20 protein-coding genes are annotated in these 20,177 nt (G+C 37.4%); 9 read left to right on the top strand and 11 right to left on the bottom strand.

Annotated elements, in window-relative coordinates; all coding sequences use genetic code 11:
* Positions 1-207 precede the first annotated feature (207 nt).
* A complete protein-coding gene (locus tag ACM46_RS04275) occupies positions 208-1,425 on the bottom strand; it encodes a PQQ-dependent sugar dehydrogenase (protein WP_048505604.1) in 1,218 nt (405 codons plus the stop codon).
* Between the two features lie 105 nt (positions 1,426-1,530).
* On the opposite strand from ACM46_RS04275, the gene ACM46_RS04270 reads away from it, so the two are divergent.
* The 4 genes from ACM46_RS04270 to ACM46_RS04255 all read left to right on the top strand — a co-directional run bounded on the left by ACM46_RS04270 (position 1,531) and on the right by ACM46_RS04255 (position 7,139).
* Positions 1,531-1,902 (top strand): BlaI/MecI/CopY family transcriptional regulator, encoded by a 372-nt coding sequence (locus tag ACM46_RS04270; protein ID WP_048505340.1) that lies wholly within the window; start codon positions 1,531-1,533, stop codon positions 1,900-1,902.
* Positions 1,903-1,904: 2 nt separating this feature from the next.
* A complete protein-coding gene (locus ACM46_RS04265; protein WP_083997333.1) occupies positions 1,905-3,662 on the top strand; it encodes a M56 family metallopeptidase in 1,758 nt (585 codons plus the stop codon).
* 149 nt (positions 3,663-3,811) lie between these two features.
* Positions 3,812-5,803: an excinuclease ABC subunit UvrB gene (gene uvrB / locus ACM46_RS04260; protein ID WP_048505338.1), complete on the top strand. Its 1,992-nt coding sequence runs from the start codon at positions 3,812-3,814 to the stop codon at positions 5,801-5,803.
* A gap of 607 nt (positions 5,804-6,410) precedes the next feature.
* The gene (locus ACM46_RS04255; protein WP_048505337.1) at positions 6,411-7,139 is read left to right on the top strand and encodes a hypothetical protein; all 729 of its coding nucleotides are present in this window, start codon (positions 6,411-6,413) and stop codon (positions 7,137-7,139) included.
* Positions 7,140-7,208: 69 nt separating this feature from the next.
* Here ACM46_RS04255 and ACM46_RS04250 read toward each other — a convergent pair whose 3' ends face one another.
* The 4 genes from ACM46_RS04250 to ACM46_RS04235 all read right to left on the bottom strand — a co-directional run bounded on the left by ACM46_RS04250 (position 7,209) and on the right by ACM46_RS04235 (position 10,082).
* On the bottom strand, positions 7,209-7,439 hold the full coding sequence (locus ACM46_RS04250) for a DUF3820 family protein (protein WP_083997332.1): 231 nt from the start codon (positions 7,437-7,439) through the stop codon (positions 7,209-7,211).
* Positions 7,440-7,441: 2 nt separating this feature from the next.
* The gene (locus tag ACM46_RS04245) at positions 7,442-8,533 is read right to left on the bottom strand and encodes an AI-2E family transporter (RefSeq protein ID WP_048505335.1); all 1,092 of its coding nucleotides are present in this window, start codon (positions 8,531-8,533) and stop codon (positions 7,442-7,444) included.
* A 17-nt stretch (positions 8,534-8,550) separates the two neighbouring features.
* Entirely contained in the window at positions 8,551-9,288 is a 738-nt protein-coding gene (locus ACM46_RS04240; protein ID WP_048505334.1) for a hypothetical protein, read from the bottom strand.
* Positions 9,289-9,359: 71 nt separating this feature from the next.
* A complete protein-coding gene (locus ACM46_RS04235; protein ID WP_048505333.1) occupies positions 9,360-10,082 on the bottom strand; it encodes a hypothetical protein in 723 nt (240 codons plus the stop codon).
* A 47-nt stretch (positions 10,083-10,129) separates the two neighbouring features.
* Between ACM46_RS04235 and ACM46_RS04230 the strand changes: the two genes are divergently transcribed.
* Together ACM46_RS04230 and ACM46_RS04225 are read left to right on the top strand one after the other, a co-directional pair.
* Positions 10,130-11,107, top strand: a complete 978-nt coding sequence (locus ACM46_RS04230) for an aminodeoxychorismate synthase component I (protein WP_048505332.1) — start codon at positions 10,130-10,132, stop codon at positions 11,105-11,107.
* Positions 11,091-11,717, top strand: coding sequence for an aminotransferase class IV (locus tag ACM46_RS04225; RefSeq protein WP_048505331.1), 627 nt, complete (start codon positions 11,091-11,093; stop codon positions 11,715-11,717). Before ACM46_RS04230 ends, ACM46_RS04225 begins: the two co-directional genes overlap by 17 nt.
* Here ACM46_RS04225 and menD read toward each other — a convergent pair.
* Positions 11,714-13,390, bottom strand: coding sequence for a 2-succinyl-5-enolpyruvyl-6-hydroxy-3-cyclohexene-1-carboxylic-acid synthase (menD, locus tag ACM46_RS04220; RefSeq protein WP_048505330.1), 1,677 nt, complete (start codon positions 13,388-13,390; stop codon positions 11,714-11,716). The two genes, ACM46_RS04225 and menD, sit on opposite strands and share 4 nt — an antisense overlap.
* A gap of 84 nt (positions 13,391-13,474) precedes the next feature.
* Here menD and ACM46_RS04215 point away from each other — a divergent pair, with 84 nt between their 5' ends.
* The gene (locus ACM46_RS04215) at positions 13,475-14,425 is read left to right on the top strand and encodes an isopenicillin N synthase family dioxygenase (protein ID WP_048505329.1); all 951 of its coding nucleotides are present in this window, start codon (positions 13,475-13,477) and stop codon (positions 14,423-14,425) included.
* Between the two features lie 94 nt (positions 14,426-14,519).
* Here the strand turns inward: ACM46_RS04215 and ACM46_RS23855 are convergent, their stop codons facing one another.
* Complete coding sequence (locus ACM46_RS23855; protein WP_048505328.1) at positions 14,520-14,708, bottom strand: bacteriocin-like protein; 189 nt, start codon at positions 14,706-14,708, stop codon at positions 14,520-14,522.
* Between the two features lie 81 nt (positions 14,709-14,789).
* Positions 14,790-15,059 carry a hypothetical protein gene (locus ACM46_RS04205; RefSeq protein WP_048505327.1) on the bottom strand — a complete coding sequence of 90 codons (270 nt, stop codon included), beginning with the start codon at positions 15,057-15,059 and terminating at the stop codon, positions 14,790-14,792.
* A 266-nt stretch (positions 15,060-15,325) separates the two neighbouring features.
* Here ACM46_RS04205 and ACM46_RS23480 point away from each other — a divergent pair, with 266 nt between their 5' ends.
* Positions 15,326-15,487: a hypothetical protein gene (locus ACM46_RS23480; protein WP_173426466.1), complete on the top strand. Its 162-nt coding sequence runs from the start codon at positions 15,326-15,328 to the stop codon at positions 15,485-15,487.
* A 93-nt stretch (positions 15,488-15,580) separates the two neighbouring features.
* Here the strand turns inward: ACM46_RS23480 and ACM46_RS04200 are convergent, their stop codons facing one another.
* Positions 15,581-16,627: a PA0069 family radical SAM protein gene (locus tag ACM46_RS04200; protein WP_048505326.1), complete on the bottom strand. Its 1,047-nt coding sequence runs from the start codon at positions 16,625-16,627 to the stop codon at positions 15,581-15,583.
* A gap of 122 nt (positions 16,628-16,749) precedes the next feature.
* Entirely contained in the window at positions 16,750-16,944 is a 195-nt protein-coding gene (locus ACM46_RS04195; protein ID WP_048505325.1) for a hypothetical protein, read from the bottom strand.
* Between the two features lie 175 nt (positions 16,945-17,119).
* On the opposite strand from ACM46_RS04195, the gene ACM46_RS04190 reads away from it, so the two are divergent.
* Complete coding sequence (locus ACM46_RS04190) at positions 17,120-17,470, top strand: hypothetical protein (RefSeq protein WP_048505324.1); 351 nt, start codon at positions 17,120-17,122, stop codon at positions 17,468-17,470.
* Positions 17,471-17,507: 37 nt separating this feature from the next.
* On the opposite strand, the gene ACM46_RS04185 is transcribed toward ACM46_RS04190, so the two are convergent.
* Entirely contained in the window at positions 17,508-20,162 is a 2,655-nt protein-coding gene (locus ACM46_RS04185; protein WP_048505323.1) for a hypothetical protein, read from the bottom strand.
* Between the last annotated feature and the right edge of the window lie 15 nt (positions 20,163-20,177).

The raw sequence follows: 20,177 nt of genomic DNA, 5'->3' as shown, positions 1-20,177 counted from the left end.
GGTTTAATTTTAACGCAAAGTTTAATCTAATTACGTACTAGTTTTAAGGTGGGTTAAGAGACGTGGCTGCGCCACAGAATAAGCGAACGTTTTATACTTACGCTTCATCGAATCAATTTCATTGATTCCTTCTTTGCCTCCTACACTATGTATAATTAGATTAAACTTTGCGTTAAAATTAAATACACTATCGAAACAGTCTCTTTTTTATTTTTTAGAAATTTTATATAATTTTCCGCTATCGGTTACGGCGTAAAGATTTCCGTCCATTCCATTCAGAACGTCTCTGAACCGTTCTTTCTGATCGGCAAGAAGACGCTCTTCCCCAACCACTTTATTATCTTTCATCACGATTCTGTTGATATGTTCGCCGCTCAGGCATCCGATGATAAGATTTCCCTTCCATTCTTCCATATTTCCGGTGTAAAATGTTATTCCGCTTGGAGAAATTACGGGATCCCAATAGTAAACAGGCTGTTCGGTTCCGTCTTTCCGGGTAGTTCCGTTTGCGATTTTGGCTCCTGAATATTCAATTCCGTAGGTAACATCACCCCAGCCATAATTTTTTCCGGGCTGTATCAGATTGATTTCATCCCCTCCTCTCGGGCCCATTTCAACATCCCATAGCGTTCCGTTCGGATCTATCGCCATTCCCTGTGGATTTCTTATTCCGTAAGCGTAAATTTCAGGCTTATATCCAGGTTTTCCAATAAAAGGATTTCCCGGAGCTGGTTTTCCGTCTTTTGTAATTTTCAGTATTTTCCCTAAATAATTATCTGTTTTCTGGGCGTAAACTCTTGTTTCTTTGTCAGATCTTTCTCCCGTACTTACAAATAAGTTTCCGTCCTTGTCAAATACCAATCTGCTGCCGTAATGTTTATCCCCATCATAAGAAGGTTCTGCACGGAAAATCACTTTTACTTCTGAAATATTTTTCAGGTCTGATGAAAGTTTTCCTTTGGCTACAGAAGTGAGATTTCCTTTTCCAAAAGGTTCCGAAAAGCTGAAATAGATGATATTGTTAGATTTAAAATCGGGATCAAGCGCTACATCCAGCATTCCTCCCTGCCCTTTTGAATCTATTTTCGGAAATCCTTCCAATTTGGAAATCTGTTTTCCGTCTGCAGAAATTACATTCATATGGCCGTTCTTATCGGTAACAAGAAACTGTCCGTCCGGAAGATTGATGATTCCCCAGGGTCTTCCAAGATCTTTTCTCAGGATCTCCACTTTGTACGCCACCGCAGTCTTTACAGCTTTGATTCTGGTTTGTCCTTTGAAGGCAGGCTTGTAATCTGTATTGGGTTTTTCAGTTTCTACACTGCCATCAGCTCCTGTTTGCTGGGCGTTAGCATTATTCTTATTGCAGGATGATAAAAACAAAATAAAACTGATTGCGGATACATAAAGGTAATTGAATTTCATAGGGTTGTGATTAGTGTAAAAAGATAAATAGAAAAATAATGCCATAAAAGTTTGCACAAATAAATTTTTATTCTACATTTGTAGAATAAATTACAACATTGTAGAATGAAAGATATAAAATTAACTGATTCCGAAAAAAAATTGATGGAAATCCTTTGGGAAAAGAAGCGCATCTTCATGAAAGATATCCTTGATTCTTATCCGGAGCCCAAACCCGCAGCAACTACCATCGCTACTCTGCTGAAAAGAATGCAAAACAAGGATCTGGTAGGATACAAACTATATGGAAATTCCCGTGAATACTATCCGAAAGTAGAGAAAGGGGAATATTTCAACGAGGAGATGACCTCCATGATTGACCGTTTTTTCAACAGTTCTGTGACTCAGTTTGCTTCTTTTTTTACTTCTAATGCCAAATTAAGTCAGAAACAGCTGAAAGAACTCCGTGACATTATAGATCAGCAAATAGAAGAATAGCGATGTTGACGGTTATTTTAAAAATCATTTTGTGCTCTTCTGTATTTATTGCCCTATATTATCTATTGCTGCAAAGAGAGAAAATGTACCGATTCAACCGGTTTTACCTGTTATTTTCTCTGGTTTTTTCTTACGTGATACCGTTTATTTCTATTCCGGTACAGCTTTCAAAACCGGAAAACAAGCCACAGATTATCTTTGAAGAAGCTGCACAGCAAATTATTCTTACCCAGCCGGAGCAGGAAACTTTCGATTGGACCAATATGTTATGGGTCCTCTATGGAACTATTACCCTTGTTTTACTGATAAGAAGTATTCTGGCTATCAGATCCATAAAAAAAATAGAGGGAGAAAGGCTTATTTATCAGAATTACAATGTGATCGTTACTAAGGAAAATCTGTCGCCTTTTAGCTTCTGGAACACCATTTACTTAGGTACAGGCTATATGAACGGCAATACAATAGATCCGAGGATTTTTCTCCATGAAAAGAGCCATTTGGATCAAAAGCACAGCACAGACCTTATTCTAATGGATATTCTAAAGGTTTTCACATGGTTTAATCCGTTACTTTTTCTTTATAAAAAAGCGATCGTTACCAATCATGAATTTCTTGCAGATGAAGCTGTTTTGAAGAGCAGATATAATGTGAAAGACTATCAGAATCTGATTCTTGAGGAGATTATCAACACACAAAACCTGCCTTTTACCCATTCATTTAATTTTACCAACACCAAAAAACGTTTTATTATGATGACCACCAAAAAATCTAAATTCATTGTCTTTAAAAAAGCAGTCGGCATTACGACGCTCGTTGCAGCTGCTGCTTTGTTTGCTCAAAAAACATATACAGACAATTCTGCACAATTTAAAGATACGCAACTGAGCAAGAGCGAACGGCCAACCGGTTTATCAACATCTGATCCGTATCAGGAATTCAAAGATATTTTAAGCAAATATGCTGATCTTTTAAACAGCGGAAAATATGCAGAATTCTCTAAAAAAATCTCTGACAGTGATAAGAAAAGACTGGAAGAATTGTATCCACAATTGACCGATGCTCAGAGAAATGAGCAAAAGGTGACTTTCATCAATGTCCCTGATTTAAAAAAACAGACTCCAACGGAAGATGAATTGAAATTATATTTAAACAAAAATAATTATGCCGTTTGGATTGACTCAAAAAAGATCGAAAACAACAGTCTCAACAATTATAAAGCGTCGGACTTTGCCCGTATCACGGTAAGCGGAGTGAGTAAGAATGCCAGAACAGGAAAAAATCCTCAGCCTTATCAGGTAAGTTTAATGACTCATGATTATTTCAAAAAGATAAAGGATGAGCAACCCCATACCGCAATGGGAATTAAAAAGGAAAGTATCAAAGCTATTGCAGATACCATTCCACCAAAGAAAACAGTAAGTAACGAAGGTAAGAACACAAATACCAACACGGATAAGAATTTTACAGATGCAGAATATCCAGGCGGACAACTTGAATTAAGAAAAAAAGTAGTCAACACTATGGATACAAGCATATTTGATTTCAAAAAAGGAACGCTCAAATCAACGGCTTATATCCATATTGATGAGACCGGAAAAATAACACAAGTAACCGCTACAGGCGATAATGAAGCATTTACCAATGAGCTTTTAAGAACTGCCAAAGCAATAAGCAGTGAAGCCAGCTGGAAGCCTGCAACAAAAGATGGAAAAGCAGTAGCAACCATATACAAATTACCTGCAACCATGACTTTTCAGTAAGTTATATCGTAAGAGCGCTATTATTTTAGCGCTTTTTATTTTGTATACATTCCAAAGAGGTGAAAAATTTACAGCCAAAACAGTCATCTTCAAATACTTTATGAAGGCTAAAAATTTCTTTCGTATTTTTGTTGTATACATCATCTCCTATGAACTTTAATCTTCAATCAGAATATAAACCTACCGGCGACCAGCCACAGGCGATCGAGAAACTTACAGAAGGCATCGAGATCGGCGAAAAATATCAGACCCTTCTCGGTGTAACCGGATCCGGAAAGACTTTTACCGTGGCCAATGTCGTACAGAATGTGCAAAGACCAACACTGGTTCTTGCTCACAATAAAACACTTGCGGCTCAGCTATTCATGGAGTTCAAAGAATTCTTTCCGGATAATGCTGTTGAATATTTTGTCAGTTATTATGACTATTACCAGCCGGAAGCCTATATTGCCACTACCGGAACTTATATCGAAAAAGATCTGAGCATTAATGAGGAAGTGGAAAAACTTCGTCTTTCCGCAACAGCCAGCCTGCTTTCGGGAAGAAGAGATGTATTGATTGTAGCCTCTGTTTCATGTATTTACGGTATCGGAAACCCTTCTGAATTCCATAAATCGTTGATTACATTAGCCATCGGAGAGAAGGTAACAAGAACTGCTCTGCTCCATTCTTTGGTGAATGCATTGTATGCCAGAACACTGGGAGATTTTCAAAGAGGAACTTTCCGCGTAAAAGGAGATGTTATTGATGTTTTCCCGGCTTATGCTGACAATGCGGTAAGAATTCAGTTTTTTGGTGATGAGATTGAAAAAATCCAAAGCTTTGATCCGGTAAGCGGAAATGTAGAGTCTAATTTCGATCATATCCAAATTTATCCGGCCAATCTCTTCGTTACTTCAAAAGAAACCTTAAACGGAGCGATCAGAAGTATTCAGGATGATATGGTAAAGCAGGTAGATTTCTTTCATTCTATTGAAAAACCTCTGGAAGCCAAAAGACTTCAGGAAAGAACCGAGCTCGATCTTGAGATGATCAAGGAACTAGGTTATTGTTCAGGAATTGAGAACTATTCAAGATATCTGGATGGAAGACTTCCCGGTTCAAGACCTTTCTGCCTTATCGACTATTTCCCAAAGGATTTCTTGATGGTTATTGACGAAAGCCACGTAACTGTTCCGCAGGTACATGCGATGTACGGAGGCGACCGAAGCCGAAAGGAATCGCTCGTGGAATATGGGTTCAGACTTCCTGCCGCTATGGACAACAGACCTCTTAAATTTGAAGAGTTTGAGAGTATGCAAAACCAGGTGATTTATGTTTCTGCAACCCCTGCAGATTATGAACTGGAGAAAACGGGAGGAGCTTATATTGAGCAGATTATCCGTCCGACAGGCCTTCTGGATCCTATCATCGAAGTAAGACCAAGTTTAAATCAGATTGATGATTTAATGGAGGAAATCCGGAAAAGGGCTGATGCTGATGAAAGGGTTCTGGTAACAACATTGACTAAGAAAATGGCGGAGGAGCTTACGAAATATTTTATGAAATTTGGAATCAGAACAAGATATATTCACTCTGATGTGGAAACGCTTGAACGTATTCAGATTATGCAGGATCTTCGTCTGGGACTGTTTGATGTGCTGATTGGAGTCAATCTTTTAAGGGAAGGATTGGACCTTCCGGAAGTATCTCTGGTCGCGATTCTGGATGCCGACAAAGAAGGGATGCTGAGAAGCAGAAGATCCATGATACAGACGGTTGGACGTGCCGCAAGGAACGTCAACGGAAAAGCCATCATGTACGCCGATAAAATTACAAAATCTATGCAGGCAGCCCTTGATGAAACAGAATACCGACGCAACAAACAAATGCAGCACAATGAAGCCAACGGACTCGTTCCTCAGGCCTTAAATAAAAAGATTTCTGAAAACCTTGTCGGAAGAAGCAAAGATTTCCCGGATCCAAAATATACGCAGAAAGAAATCCTTCAAAAAGTGGCGGAAACAAAAGCCAACTACGGAGATGCAGATATTGAGAAAATGATTGGCCAGAAACAGAAAGAAATGGAAGCAGCTGCCAAAAACCTTGACTTTATAAAAGCGGCCCAACTCAGAGATGAGATTGCAGCTTTAAAAGAATAATTATTGATAAGAATAGTTTCGGGCGGCATCGAAGATGCCGCCCGAAACTGTTTTTTCACAAAACTTTTATCAACTCATAAGGATTATTCCAAACTTTGTAGTCATTATTTAATCCCTGACTCTCTTATTCCGCAAGTATTGGAAAGGAAGAGTCCCGTGCCCTATCAATACAATATATAACCTAGCAGTTATGTTCTCTATAGCTGCTAAACTTCGTAATTTCATATTATACACGGCAGAAAATAATATCCCTGTTTTCCATTAAACTTTAACTTCTCTATTAAATAGTCCTAGAATGCCTTTCATAGGCTAACATAAACCATTTTTAGCATAACTCAAAAATAATTTTGGTATAAAGCTCTGGTTTTTAGTTGAATTAAACTGAAAACCTGTAATAATAATGCAATAGCTATTTATAAAATTTTCATTTTTACAAATTTTTTATAAAAAAAATCAATTTAAAATACGGGAAAAGAACCATTTAAAGGCCAAATCTATGAATTGCCCATTTTAAATTTGAAAAAAATGACAAACTTTATAAGTTTGCCTTAGTTAAATAACTTTAACACACTGTAAACAGCTATAAATCAATAAAAAAAACTACGTGATGAAAAAAAAAATTATTCTTATTCTTTCTATTATTTTATCGGGGTCAGTGTATTCTCAAGTCGGAATCAACACCCCAAACCCGCAAGGCGTGCTACATGTGGATGCTGCAAAGGATAACCCCAGCACAGGAACACCCACAACTGCTCAACAACTCAATGATTTTGTTGTGACTTCCTCTGGCAATGTAGGGATTGGGACAAATACACCTTCGGAGAAAATTGATATACAAGGAAATATCAGGGTACGGAGCGCTTTGGACGGAAGCAATGTAACAAACTTTCCCAATGCAGTTGTAATGAGAACAGATGGTACATTAGGTTATACTAAAGCTTCCAATATATCACTCCAAAGTTTTCAGTTAATAATTCCCGTACATAATACTTTTGTAGCGGATTTTAATAATCATACCAATACGGCCTATGACTCAGACAATTGGTGGGTGATACAAAAGACATCATTTGTTCCCGTTTCTAACAGGTCTCCAGCGCGTATGACCATAACTTATGAATATCAGGGAGCTCCATTTTCAGATACCTCCAAAATTTTCCCGACAATGACAGCCGGGAATAATTCCGGATATTCAGATTTATTTGCCGTTTCTTTTGTCTCATTACAGAATGTATCCGGAAAGACCAGGCTTACTGTTAGTATTTCCCGGGTAGACAATTTTGTCAGTGAATGGGGAGCTTCATTTTTATTGAACGTATTTTTTGCAATTAAAAGCTAAAAGAAAGTAGATTAGAAAATATTTAAATAAAAAATTAGCGCTTGATCAAAATAATCAAGCGCTAATTCTTTATCGTTTTATTGAAGCTCTAATCGGTATCAGAAGCTCCATTAAACCATTCAGTTTGATTTCGTAAACGGTTGAAAGTTGCATTCCCAGTTTTCCGGGCGGCATTCCTTTTCTGTTAAACCATTCCAGATAGCTTATCGGGAGATCTGCGAGTACGATTCCTTTGTATTTTCCAAAAGGCATCTTAACGATGCATATTTCTTTTAGTATTTCTGAATTGAGTCCTTCCACATTTATATAATTAAATCTACTTTATTTCCCTGATCTTTATCTTTATTGGGTAATTCGAGCTCAGGAGGCGTGTCTTCGTCCGAAAATTCGTTTCTGTAAACCTGAATAAGAAGCAGGGTAAACGAGATCAGAATCGGGCCGAAAATAAGCCCCATAAAACCGAATAAATTCATCCCCATAATAATTCCGAATACGGTATTCAGCGGGTGAATATTTTCCAGCTTTTTTAAGAGTGTAAAACGCAACAAATTATCTGTAAGTCCTACCACAACTATACAATAAGCCGCAAGACCAAGTCCCTGACCTGTATTCCCTTCTGCAATCATAAAGATACAAACCGGAACATAAATAATGGCCGCTCCTACAACCGGAATCATGGATGCTGCTGCTGTGAGTGCAAAAAGAAGAACCGGGCTGGGAGCTCCGAATATGAAGTACCCGATAAGCCCAACAATCCCTTGTCCCAGAGCTACAACAGGAATTCCTATTGCATTGGCCATAATCAGCTTTCTCAGTTTCTCGCCAATCAACGAAATATTGGCTCTTTTCAGCGGTGCCGATGAACTCAGAATCCGCTCAAACAGTCTTGGACTCGCCAGCATAAAATAGAGTATGAAATACATGGACATCACTACGGTAAGTGTGTTAAAAGTTCCGCTGAGTGCAGAAGTGGAAAACCTTCCGGCAGAACTTTTTACTTTATCCATATTTTCTTTGCTGAGAATATCAAAATTCGTTTTGGAATAGATATAAGAATGGATTTTGTCCAGAAATACATTAAACTTGGCCATGTACACCTGGGCATTTCCTAATTTGTCAATCAGCAGATCAGCAATAAAATAGACGGGAAGAATAAGGATGATAAGACTGGCCAGCATCAGCACAAGAGAAGAAAGCCACGGCTTCCATTTTTTCTCTTCCTGCAGGTAGAAATTGTATCTTCTGCAGACTACATAAATTGTAATGGCTCCAAGTACAGAAGGTATAAACAGGGAAAGGTTGAAGCAGATTAAACCTGCAAGCACCAGAATTATGGTTATCAGCGCAACCTGTTTTATCGCAACACTGCTGATCTGTTTATCCTTATTTATCATTCGTCTTTATTTAATTTTTAGTTTTTAAATGCAATCTGTCTTGGCTTCCCTAAAAAAGCACAGTAGGTAGAATACATAACGATCATCATAAATGGTGCCGTTAAAATAATACCGATACCACACAAAATAACTCCTGCAATAGAAACCAGCCCGCCTACAACGGTAGCTCCAAGAAATGTTCCATAATTTTCTTTTGCAATATTGAAAGATTTACCTAACGCCTCAGTAGCTGATGCATTTTCGAATAATAAAATAGGATATCCCAATAAAAGGAAAGGATAAACGAAGATAATAGGGAAGAAACACAGACTCATAGCAACAGTGGAAATAATCCCCGAAATAATCCCGTAGATCAGAATATTCACAAAATTCTGCTTATATCCGATAAAAAGATCTGCAAAATCTATCTGGCTTTTCGTATTGTATTTATTAACAATGTAGATAAGACCTACATATAGAGGAGCCAGTAAAATTCCCAAAAGACCTGATAATGAAAGATAAAGTGAAAACCCCGGAACATTCCAGTAGCTAAAGGTAGAATAATCTCCTCCGGCATCCCTCATCTCCTCCATCATGGAAGCAGAGTTGAAACCGCTGACAAGCTGAATTAAAAAGCCTCCAACAATATAAATGATCATCGCTACAATCCCGTAAAGGAAAACTCCTTTATACATTTCAAAGGAATGCGAAATGATAGATCCGGTATCTCTGTTCGGAACGGACCCCTGCTGGTCAAATTCGTTAAATTCTGACATAGTTTAATATTTAATGATTTCACCAAAATTAACTTTTTTTGACAAAAAAACATATTAAACATCTTTAAAATTTAACTTTTTTCAGAGAAAACTGTTTTGTATAATGAATAAATCATTGCATTCCAAAAAGGGAATGTAAAAAGGCCACCTACAAAAAACAGCATAAAACCAATATATTTAAAGAAAACGGCGACTATAGCGCATACCAATATCTCCAGAAAATACTTTCTCAAGGCTTGAACATTCAATGAAACGGCTTCAAAAATCCTCTTATTAGTAAAAAACATAAGCGGAGCTACAAAGACAGTAACAAAAACCCAGATCACGGCAAGAATAATAGTCTGAAAGGTGTACAAATAAACAAACGACCAGAAAATATAATAGCCGATGTATTTGAAAAAATTAAATCCATTGTATCCGACGAGCAAGTCTCCCAGTTCCAGCTTCTCATTCAGATCAATTTTTCTGTAAATCTGGAAAAAACCAATATTCAATGGGTACAGGAAGATAGACGTTCCTAAAACAGCCCATGAAAAATACTGAAATTCCGGAGTAGACTGCATTTTTATAACCTGTGCAGAATAGGCTTCCAAACCATCTTTTGCATATTTTGCCGCTTCTGCATATTGTTCTAAAATACCATACTTCCCATCAAAGAAGAAAAGCACGGTGAAAAAAATTCCAAAATAAAAAATTGAAAATATAAGTTGAAAGAAAAGTGTCTTATTCCAGTAGAAAAAAGCCTGCTTCAGTATAAAATCTATTCCCGGTTTCTGAGGATATCTGCTCTGCATCAAAAAAAATTTATACAAAAGTAATCATCAATAATTATTTTTGCAGAATGTTTTCAATGAATCATCAAAAATTTATGGAAATGGACGAACTTTCTCTTCAGAAGGTTCCCTATTTTTTCATAGTCGATTTCCTGGGGGAGAATGTAGAAATATATAAAGAAAATGAAATTAAAAAATCAGGTTTATTAATTGATTTTCAAAGCTTTTCAAACACAAAAGAAAAGCATGATCTCCATAAAAAACTGGAATGGAAAGCCTTTCCTGAAACCCTGGAGAGCTTCAAAAAAGGATTTGACAAAGTGCAGAAAAATATTCATTTTGGAAATTCTTATTTAGTAAATTATACAAGAAAAACTGAAGTTCAGACGAATTTAAGCCTTGAAGAAATTTTTTATCACTCAATTGCGAAGTATAAAGTTTTTTATAAAGATTTTTTTGTATTTTTTTCTCCTGAAACTTTTGTAAAGATTATAGACAGCAAAATTTCAACCTATCCCATGAAAGGCACTATTGATGCCTCTTTGGAAAATGCGGCTGAAGTTTTGAAAAATGATAAAAAAGAGAAAGCGGAGCATTATACCGTCGTAGATCTTCTCCGGAATGACCTCAGCATGGTAGCAGATCATGTAAAAGTAGATCAGTTCCAGCAGATAGACCTCATCAGAACCCGACAGAAAGATCTATATGCCATGAGTTCTGAAATTTCAGGAACCATAAAGCCTGAATTTAAAAGAAAAATTGGCAGCATCATGAAAAAACTGCTTCCCGCCGGATCTATTCTCGGAGCTCCAAAGCCTAAAACGCTGGAAATCATCTTAGACGCAGAAGGATATGACAGAGGGTACTATACCGGTGTATGCGGCTGGTTTGATGGTGAAAACCTGGACAGCTGCGTCATGATACGCTATATTGAAAAAGAGGAAGACCGTCTTTATTTCAAAAGTGGCGGCGGTATAACGCATATGAGCAGGTTAGAAGACGAATATCAGGAAATGAAAAATAAAATCTATGTCCCAATTCATTGAAAGCATAAAGGTAGAAGACCAGGAAATTTTCCTTTTGGAGCTACATCAGAAACGCGTTAATCAGACATTTGCCCACTTCGGAAAAGAGGGTTCTATTGATCTGGCCAAGATTTTCAAAAACCTCGAACACGATGAGGACGGCCTTTTCAAACTGAGACTTTCCTACGACCTCGATAAAAGGGTGCGTACCCAGATGATTCCGTATGCCATTCCTGAAATACAGAGTTTCCAGCTGATTGAAAACAACAGCTTCGATTATTCATTTAAATTTGAAGACCGTAAAGAACTAGAAAAAATGAAGATGAAATCGAAGGCAGAGGAAATCATTATTGTGAAGAACAATCATATTACCGACACTTCTTTTTCCAATATCCTCTTTCTTAAAGGGAAAGACTGGTTTACCCCCAACACCTATCTTCTGAACGGAGTACAGCGACAGAATCTACTGAAAAACAAGAAGATAAAAGAAACGGAAGTCACTCTTCAGAACATTAAGCAGTTTACTCATTTTCAACTGATTAATGCCCTGAATGACTTTGATGATATGTTTATTTATCCCATTGACAGAATTAACAATCTGCCGGGGAATGAAGAATATCTGGATCTTTAGTTTCCTTTCATGAATTCGAAGTAAGCCTTCTGCACATCTGCACTGTTCTTTCCGTAAGTATTCACTTCCAGGATTTTAGGCTGCAGATCCGGTTTGAAGAAATTCTCCAAGACCCTGTCCAGCGTTGGCTCGTCTTCCACTTTGATGTAGGAAAAGCCAAAATGTTTCGCCAGATGCTCGGCATGTTTGCGGTGCTTGGTGGCTATAAACTCATCCAGTGTATTGGGATTGGCATTGCCCGGTCCCGGAATGATTTTAAAGATATTTCCTTCCCCGTTATTGAAAATTATAATTCGTACAAACGGAGGAATGTATTGATTCCAAAGCCCATTAATGTCATAGAAGAAACTAAGGTCTCCCGTGATGAGCAGGGTTGGATTGGCATTTTTAATCGCAAATCCCATAGCCGTGGAAGTAGAACCGTCTATCCCGCTTGTTCCTCTGTTACAGTACACTTTCTTCCTCCCGAAATCAAACAGCTGCGCATATCTGATAGCTGAAGAATTACTGAAATGTATGTTGTAGTTCTCAGGAATGGTCTGCGACGCTTTATTGAAGAAATAGAAATCTGAAAATTCTGCTTTATTCAGAAAAAGCTCATGTCTGGCATCCTTTTTATCTCTTAAAACATCCCAAAGGTTGAAATAAGGTCTTGGCTCAAGGTTGATAAATTTCAAAAGCTTAGAAAAGAAAACTTCAGGTTTTACCTCAATTTTTTCCGTCAGAGAGAAATAGGTATCCGGCTGCCATACTTCATCCAGGTGCCAGTGCTGCTTTGGTCTTGCATTTCTCAGGAACTGCTTTACTTTTTTGGATACTACATTCTGCCCTATCGTAATCAAAAGATCAGGAGCATAGGTTTTGTAGTCTTCTTCCGTAAAATTAAAGATATAGCGGTCAATATGTCTGAAAAACTTCTCATGATACAGATTGGAATTCGCTTCACTCAATACAACGACAGAGTGGTTTTTTACAAGCTGCGTCAATTGATTTTCAAGTTCAGGACTGTAATCTCTGGTTCCTACCAAAAGCATGATTCTTTGGGAAGTATGCCAGTCTGCAATCAGGTTGGAAGGAATTTCATATTCTTTATGTCTGATGGTTTTTTCAACCGTAGGAAAGGAAGGAAGTTCCGAAACGAGATCATATAGAGGTTCTTCTAAAGGAATATTGATATGTACAGGGCCTTGCTTTTCAAAACAAAGCTCAATCGCCTTTTTAATGATATCAAAATTAAGGTCTTCCGCATTCTCTTTACTGTCTTCCAAAAGTTCGAAATCTCCGTAAGAATGCTGATGAAAAATATCTTTCTGCCTGATCGTCTGCCCGTCAAAAATATCAACATAATCCGTAGGGCGGTCTGCCGTAAGGATTAAAAGCGGAACATTCTGATAAAAAGCTTCTGTTACTGCCGGATAATAATTGGCTACCGCAGAACCGCTTGTACAGGTGATTGCCACAGGTTTTTTCTCACTAATAGCCATTCCGATTCCTACAAAAGCTGCACTTCTTTCGTCTACAATACTGTAGCAGTTGAAAGCATCAATCTCTGAAAGATGAATCGCCAGAGGTGCATTTCTGGATCCCGGGGAAATGATGATATCTGAAATTCCGTACTGCTGAAGGAGATGGGCAAGTATCTGAATACTTCTCTTAGAAGAATATTTTTTCATACAGCAAATTTAATTGATAAATACTTATTTTAAAATCATTTCATTTAAAAAAAATGTAATTTTGTAATTCGTAAATTTCTAAAAATGGATAAAATACCTAGTGTAGACCTGCGTGATTTCCTTTCGGACAACCCGGAACGCAAACAGAAATTTGTAAATGAAATCGGAAAAGCTTATGAAGAAATTGGTTTTGTTGCCTTAAAAGGCCATTTTCTTGATGACAAACTAGTAGATGAACTCTACGGAGAGGTTAAAAACTTTTTTGACCAGCCTGTAGAAACGAAGCAGAAGTATGAAATTCCAGGAATCGGTGGCCAGAGAGGTTACGTAGGATTCGGTAAAGAAACCGCTAAAGGTTTCAAAAAAGGTGATTTAAAAGAATTTTGGCATTTCGGACAGTATGTCTCTGATGATTCAAAATACAAAGCCGAGTATCCTGACAACGTAATCGTAGATGAGCTTCCAAAATTCAACGAAGTAGGTAAAGAAGCCTACCAGATGCTTGAAAAAACAGGTCAGTATGTACTGAGAGCTTTAGCGCTGTACCTCGGCTTGAATGAGTTTTATTTTGACGATAAGATCGCTGAAGGAAACTCTATTCTGAGACCTATCCACTACCCGCCAATCACTCAGGAGCCGGATGATGCTGTAAGAGCTGCCGCTCATGGAGACATCAACCTGATTACCCTTTTGATGGGATCTCAGGGGAAAGGGCTTCAGGTTCAGAATCACAAAGGAGACTGGATTGATGCTATTGCAGAACCGGACGAATTAATGATCAATGTTGGAGATATGTTATCAAGACATACGAACAACAAACTGAAATCTACAATTCACAGAGTGGTAAACCCGCCAAGAGAACTATGGGGAACTTCAAGATATTCTATCCCGTTCTTTATGCACCCGGTAAGCGAAATGTCTCTGAATGCTCTTGAAAACTGTATTGACGAAAACAATCCGAAACTGTATGAAGATACAACTGCAGGAGAGTTTTTACATGAAAGACTTATAGAGTTAGGACTTATTAAAAAGTAACATAAGAAAGTCAATAATTAATCTGTATTCCGGTTACCCATTATTGGTAGCCCTCAGATTAATTATTGACTTTTATTTTTATATCGGAAACTGGTTAAAAACCGCTTCCACAGCGTGTCAGCTCACACGAAAGACTACAGCTGTTAAACCGGTAACATGCCATTCCCGTACTATTTAACTCTGCACACGGATCTTCATGCGTATCTCTTATTTCATAACATTTTTTTGATCCTCCAATAATCTCTTTCAGATTTTTTCTTTCAATTTTCTTTAGATTTTTCATAGTCTTTAGTTTGTATTAATTACGGAAGACATCAGAAACCTTTATAGCCTCAATAACTTCTATCTTCCTTACTTTATAAAATTATCCTGTAATGCAATAAAATTCCGGACAAGGAGTTGTTTGTGTAACGGTTCCCCAAGGGCAGATACACGTATACGTATCACCACCTCCAGGTCCTCCGGTTCCCGGTCCCGGTTCTACATAAGGTACACATCTTCCGCCTGAGCAGATTTGCCCCGTTCTACATCCTCCTGTTCCCGGACCTTCGCCTTCAAAACAGGAAGCCGGACCAAGGTCTCCCGCTGAGATTTTCTTTTTGTCTTCTCTTGATAGTCTTCTGAAATTTTTCATGGTTGTTGATTTTGGTATTTCCTACTCTATAAGCTTTTCGGATAACGCTTTGTTTTTTTTTAAAAATACTCCTTTTAATTTAATAATCAAACTTTTAAACCAATTTATTCACCGCATAATGAATTTTAAGATGCGGATTTGTTAAAACAACAGAACCCTGATCTTCTGATTCATAAAAAATTAAAATTAAAACATCCCACATTTTATTTTAATTAAAAAAATTTTAATTATATTTACTTTACTATCAAATTTTTAATTAAAACTATATGAAAAATTTAAAAAAACTAAACAACAGCCAGTTAAAAAGCATCTCCGGAGCAGGAGGAATTAAAGTTCCGGAACCAGAATTTTGTATGTATTACTGTAATGGCACCGTAGTTTGTGCAACATGCAGCGATGATTTCAAATGTCCGGATAACACTATGTAAGATTGAAAATCAGAACAAATAAGAAAACCGTTCCTTTTTTGGAGCGGTTTTCTGTTTTTATATCGTTATTTTATTCAAAATCAATACTTATTATTAATCAAACAACCTCAGCTGCTGATCTTTCGTTCCCGTAAAATTAGCACTAGAAAGTTTAGGAAATTCTTTGCCTTCAAAAAACTTCTTTCTTCCGATCTTAAAAGTATTGTGAATCATTTCCGCCACGTTTCCTTCTCCTCTCTGCCGTTGAAAATATCTTTTATCGCCAAGTTTCCCGCCCCGCATAGAACGGATGAGATTCAGAACCTTTTGTGCCCGGTCCGGAAAATGAGCCTCAATCCAGTTGACAAAAACAGGCTCTACCGTATCATTCAGTCTTACGAGAGTATATCCAAAGCTCAGAGCACCTGCATCCGAGATCGTTTTCAAAATATTCAATGGCTCCTCACTGTTCAAACCGGGAATAATAGGTGCTACCATAACATGGACCGGAATTTTATTTTCCGTAAGAATTTCTATTGCTTTTATCTTATTGGGAGCTGAACTTGTTCTGGGTTCCATCTTTCGTCTAAGATCTTCATTAATAGTAGGTATGCTCAGTGAAACAGAGACCAGGTTCTGTTCTGCCATTGGCTTTAAAATATCCAGATCTCTAAGGACAAGTGCATTTTTGGTCAGAATATTAACCGGATGTCTGTAATCCAGACAGACCTGAAGAAGCTTTCTGGTGATCTCAAACTGTCTTTCCGCAGGCTGATAGCAGTCGGTATTTCCGGAGAGAAGAATGGGTGCAGGCCGGTAGCCTCTTTTCTGAAAAAACTTCTCTAAAAGTTCAGGAGCATTTTTCTTGACCATGATCTTTCTTTCAAAATCAATTCCGGCGCTGTAGCCCCAGTATTCATGAGTAGGTCTTGCAAAACAATAGGAACAGCCATGCTCGCAACCCTGATACGGGTTCATGGAATACTCCATCGGAAGGTCTTCACTTTTCACCTGATTGACAATGGTTTTGGGGAAAACTTCCGTAAAAGAAGTCTTTATGGTTTCGAAATCTTCTTCCTCAGGCTCATAGGTATACCTGTCGAAACGATTGATCACGTTCCGCTGCGCTCCTTGTCCTTTTTTAAAGTTTTCATTCTGCATCCTGATGTAAAATTAGAATTCATTTCTTATAAAATAATGAGTTTTAACACTAAAGTTATCCACAAAAAATCCGGCCCCTTCAAAGGAACCGGATTTCAACATAATTAAAATATATTCTTTTACTACTTCAGTGCATAAAATTCCACGCCGTGATATTCGTCGTCGTGATTTTTTCCATCAAAATGTCTGTGATAATCCGAATAGGTATCACTATATTTTTTATCTTTTTTAGTTAAAATCTTTTTTATTCCAATAAAACTTAAAACTGCCAAAAGGCCAACTCCCCCTGCCAGTAAAACTCCAACTTCTTTTTTCATATTTTGTCCGATTTATTAAAATAGCTATTGCAAAAAGTATACCTATTTTTCTGTTTCTAATTATAAATTTTGTTAACATTAAACTTTATTTCAATGAAAAATGCAATTGCCTTTTTTATTAAATTTGACTGACTAATGGTTTAATTATTGTATTAAATTAAAAAAATAATTGATTATGGACAATTCAGAATATACCGACAAAATGACCACTTTAAGCCAGGTGATGAATACACTTTCAGAAAGAGGGATACACAGAGAGTTCAGAATGAATGAAAAGTGTGAGATGAAGTTTGAAAATTCAGAAAAAATATACCAGCCTTCTGAGCTTACCATTCTAAAGACCTACCGCTTCGAAGGGGACAGCAATCCTGATGACAATGCCGTTTTGTACGTCGTAAAAGACAATGCGGGAAACCGTGGAATGATCATTGACGCCTACGGAGCAGACAGTAATTATCCGGGTGAAAAATTTGATGAATTTTTAAGAGATATTCCTGTTCAGGAGAGTGACGAATATAATTTCTGACCCCTGATCCGTCAGAACATTACCATATATTCCGGGACTATTCAGTTTCGGTTTTTTCTTTTTTCCTGAAGACGTTCTTCAGAAAACCCTTTTTTTCTTTTTTCTCTTCTTCCGGTTTAGGAGCTTCTTTATTTCCTTTTAATTCCTGTTTAATATCTTTCACCGTCTGTTTTGCATCTTTTACGGAAGAAACGGCACTCTTTACCGTTTTCTCTGTCTTATCGATATTCTTTCCGATTAACGTTTTCTTCAAGCCTTGTTCAATTCCCTTCCAGAAAAGATTGAAAAATGATTTTGTAGGATCCCGTTCAACATTTTCAACAGCAACAGCCTCAGGAAACCGTCCGGAATCTGATCTGATAAAAAGATTAGCAACCGCAGTAAGCATTCCCTTTTTCTCATGGTTATGCTTGTCCAGAACGGCAATTTTAAGGTCTTTATGCTTCAGATTAAATGTCCCGTGCAAACCTGAAGGATTTCCTTTAAAATTGAACAGCATTTCCTGAATTGTTCCCGAAGTAGCCGTTACATGAAGATAAGGTCTGATAAACGGATTAATCCCATTGGCCGGAAGGTTTGATGTTTTCCCTGAAATGGCAAATCCGTCATTGTGATCTGCCACATCAAAATTCCAGTTGACGGAAAGAGGAGCCAGATTCATAAACGAACAATTGATTCTGATATCAACTTTTGTAGGCTTGCCTTTTGTTTTTGCTGAATTCAGGTTTTTCACATTCATATTGAAATTACTGAAGGTCAGTTTGCCGGGTCCTGCACTTTCCGGAGTATCTTCCTCATAGATCAGAACAGAGTTCTTCAGATCAAGATTATTGACTGTCAAAGGAATTTTTATAGAACGCAGCAACCTGGAATAGAGCGGCTTCACTTTCGGATCGTCATTCGGGATTTTACTCCTGAAAATATTGGCATCCGCATTAAGAACCGTTACATTAGAGGCATTAATTGATTTGTTATTTGAAAAAAGATCCCAGTTTCCACCTGCCGTAATCTGAGAAACTTTGATATCATACAAATCTCTTTCAACCGGTATCATTTTGATAAACTGTGCTCTCGAAACGAGAGGTTTCATGGCAAAATCATTAATCTGAACCTTATTTTTATTCAGTTTTAAAAGCCCTGCATTTAAATGATAAAACTGCGTTTTGTACGCGAAATTTCTTGTGGTAAGAAAATAATCCTTCACCTTGAAAGAAAGTCCCTCATTATTTGGTTTTGGAGCAATTTCAATGGTATTAACCGTTGCATTCAGATCATGAAAAGCCAGTGGCTGCATTCCTTTATCATAAACAAGGTCAGAATTTTTAAGAGACATTTTCCGGACGATGACCGAATTGATAATTCCCGGACCGGATTTTTTCTTAGGAGCACCAGCACCTGTCTTGATGGTTCCGCTTACATTTTCAACGAGAAGATCCTTAATATCCAGATTAAGTTTTTTATCAACAAATTCAAATTGATTGATGTTAAAAGCAATATGTCCGTTCTTCAGATCCATAGATCCTTTTCCCGCTGCCGGAGCTCCCGGAAACAGAGTAAGATTTCTGATCTCGCCGCTTTTTGGGGTTAAGGCAATATTTTCTGCTTTAAAACTCTGGTGATTTGAGTATTCTATATCTTTCCCTGAAAACTGAAAATCTTCATAGCCAACGGGAATTACTTCTTCTGCCGTCACCTTGTCAAATTTCAGCTGATTGACTTTTAAATTCAGGGTTTTGGCAGAAAGCAGTGTACTTCCATCCGGTTTGTTAATCTGTACTCCCGCATTAATAAGTTTAATATTTTCTAAATTAACTTCAAAATTCAGTTTTTTGTCTGCTTTTTTAGGTTTTACTCCGGTATTGTAAACCGTAAGCACAGGATTTTGAAAATCAGCATGGGTCAGTGAAATTTTATTTTTAGATAAAACCACATCCTTAAAATCCATTTGAGGAATAGACAATTCAAAAAGCTTAGGCTTTTGGGGATAAAACCGTTTAAACTGCTCAAAAGACAGAAGCGGAATCAGTTTGAGATTCTTAACCGACATCTGCGCTTCCGTCGTATTTATCTCATTGATAGTGATTGCATATACGTTATTGGGGCGGAAGAAAAAATCTTTTCCTTTGATATTGTAACGATCAAATGCCACAGGAAGCTTATCTTCTACCAAATCTTCCGTCATCTGAAGATTTTCTACAAAAAGATCCAGTTGACGGACAGACAGAAATTTCTGTTTCGTATACTTAAAGATATTAATGGTTCCTTTATTGATTCTTATATTCTCAAAAAGAACGGGATTTTTTTTCTTTCCGGTTTTCCGGTCTGCAGGTTGAGCAAGGCTTATATTTAAATTAGGCTTGGCCAGTAAAAGGTCGGTTGAACTTATTCTTTTATTAAAAATAGCATCAAAAATCCCGAAACGGCTGATCTTTAAGGTGTCTATTGTTCCCTGAAGGCCAATAATATTTGTATTCTGCGGATCTTTAGCGTTGACGGTAATTCCTGCAGCAAAAATATTTCCTGAGCCCAGATCTACATCCAATGTTTTGTAAGAAACCTTATAATCTGTGTTTTTCCTGATATAATCCGGAAGCTGGGTTTTAAGCCATACATTAAGTCCGAAATTCGCTGCAAGAAGGATAAGCAGCAGAATTCCAAAGCTTATTAATAACTTTTTGACCCATTTTCTCATATTTGTGGTTGGTGT

Source organism: Chryseobacterium angstadtii (assembly GCF_001045465.1).
In the GTDB taxonomy this organism is placed as follows: domain Bacteria; phylum Bacteroidota; class Bacteroidia; order Flavobacteriales; family Weeksellaceae; genus Chryseobacterium; species Chryseobacterium angstadtii.
This window is presented reverse-complemented; position numbering and strand designations above follow the sequence as displayed.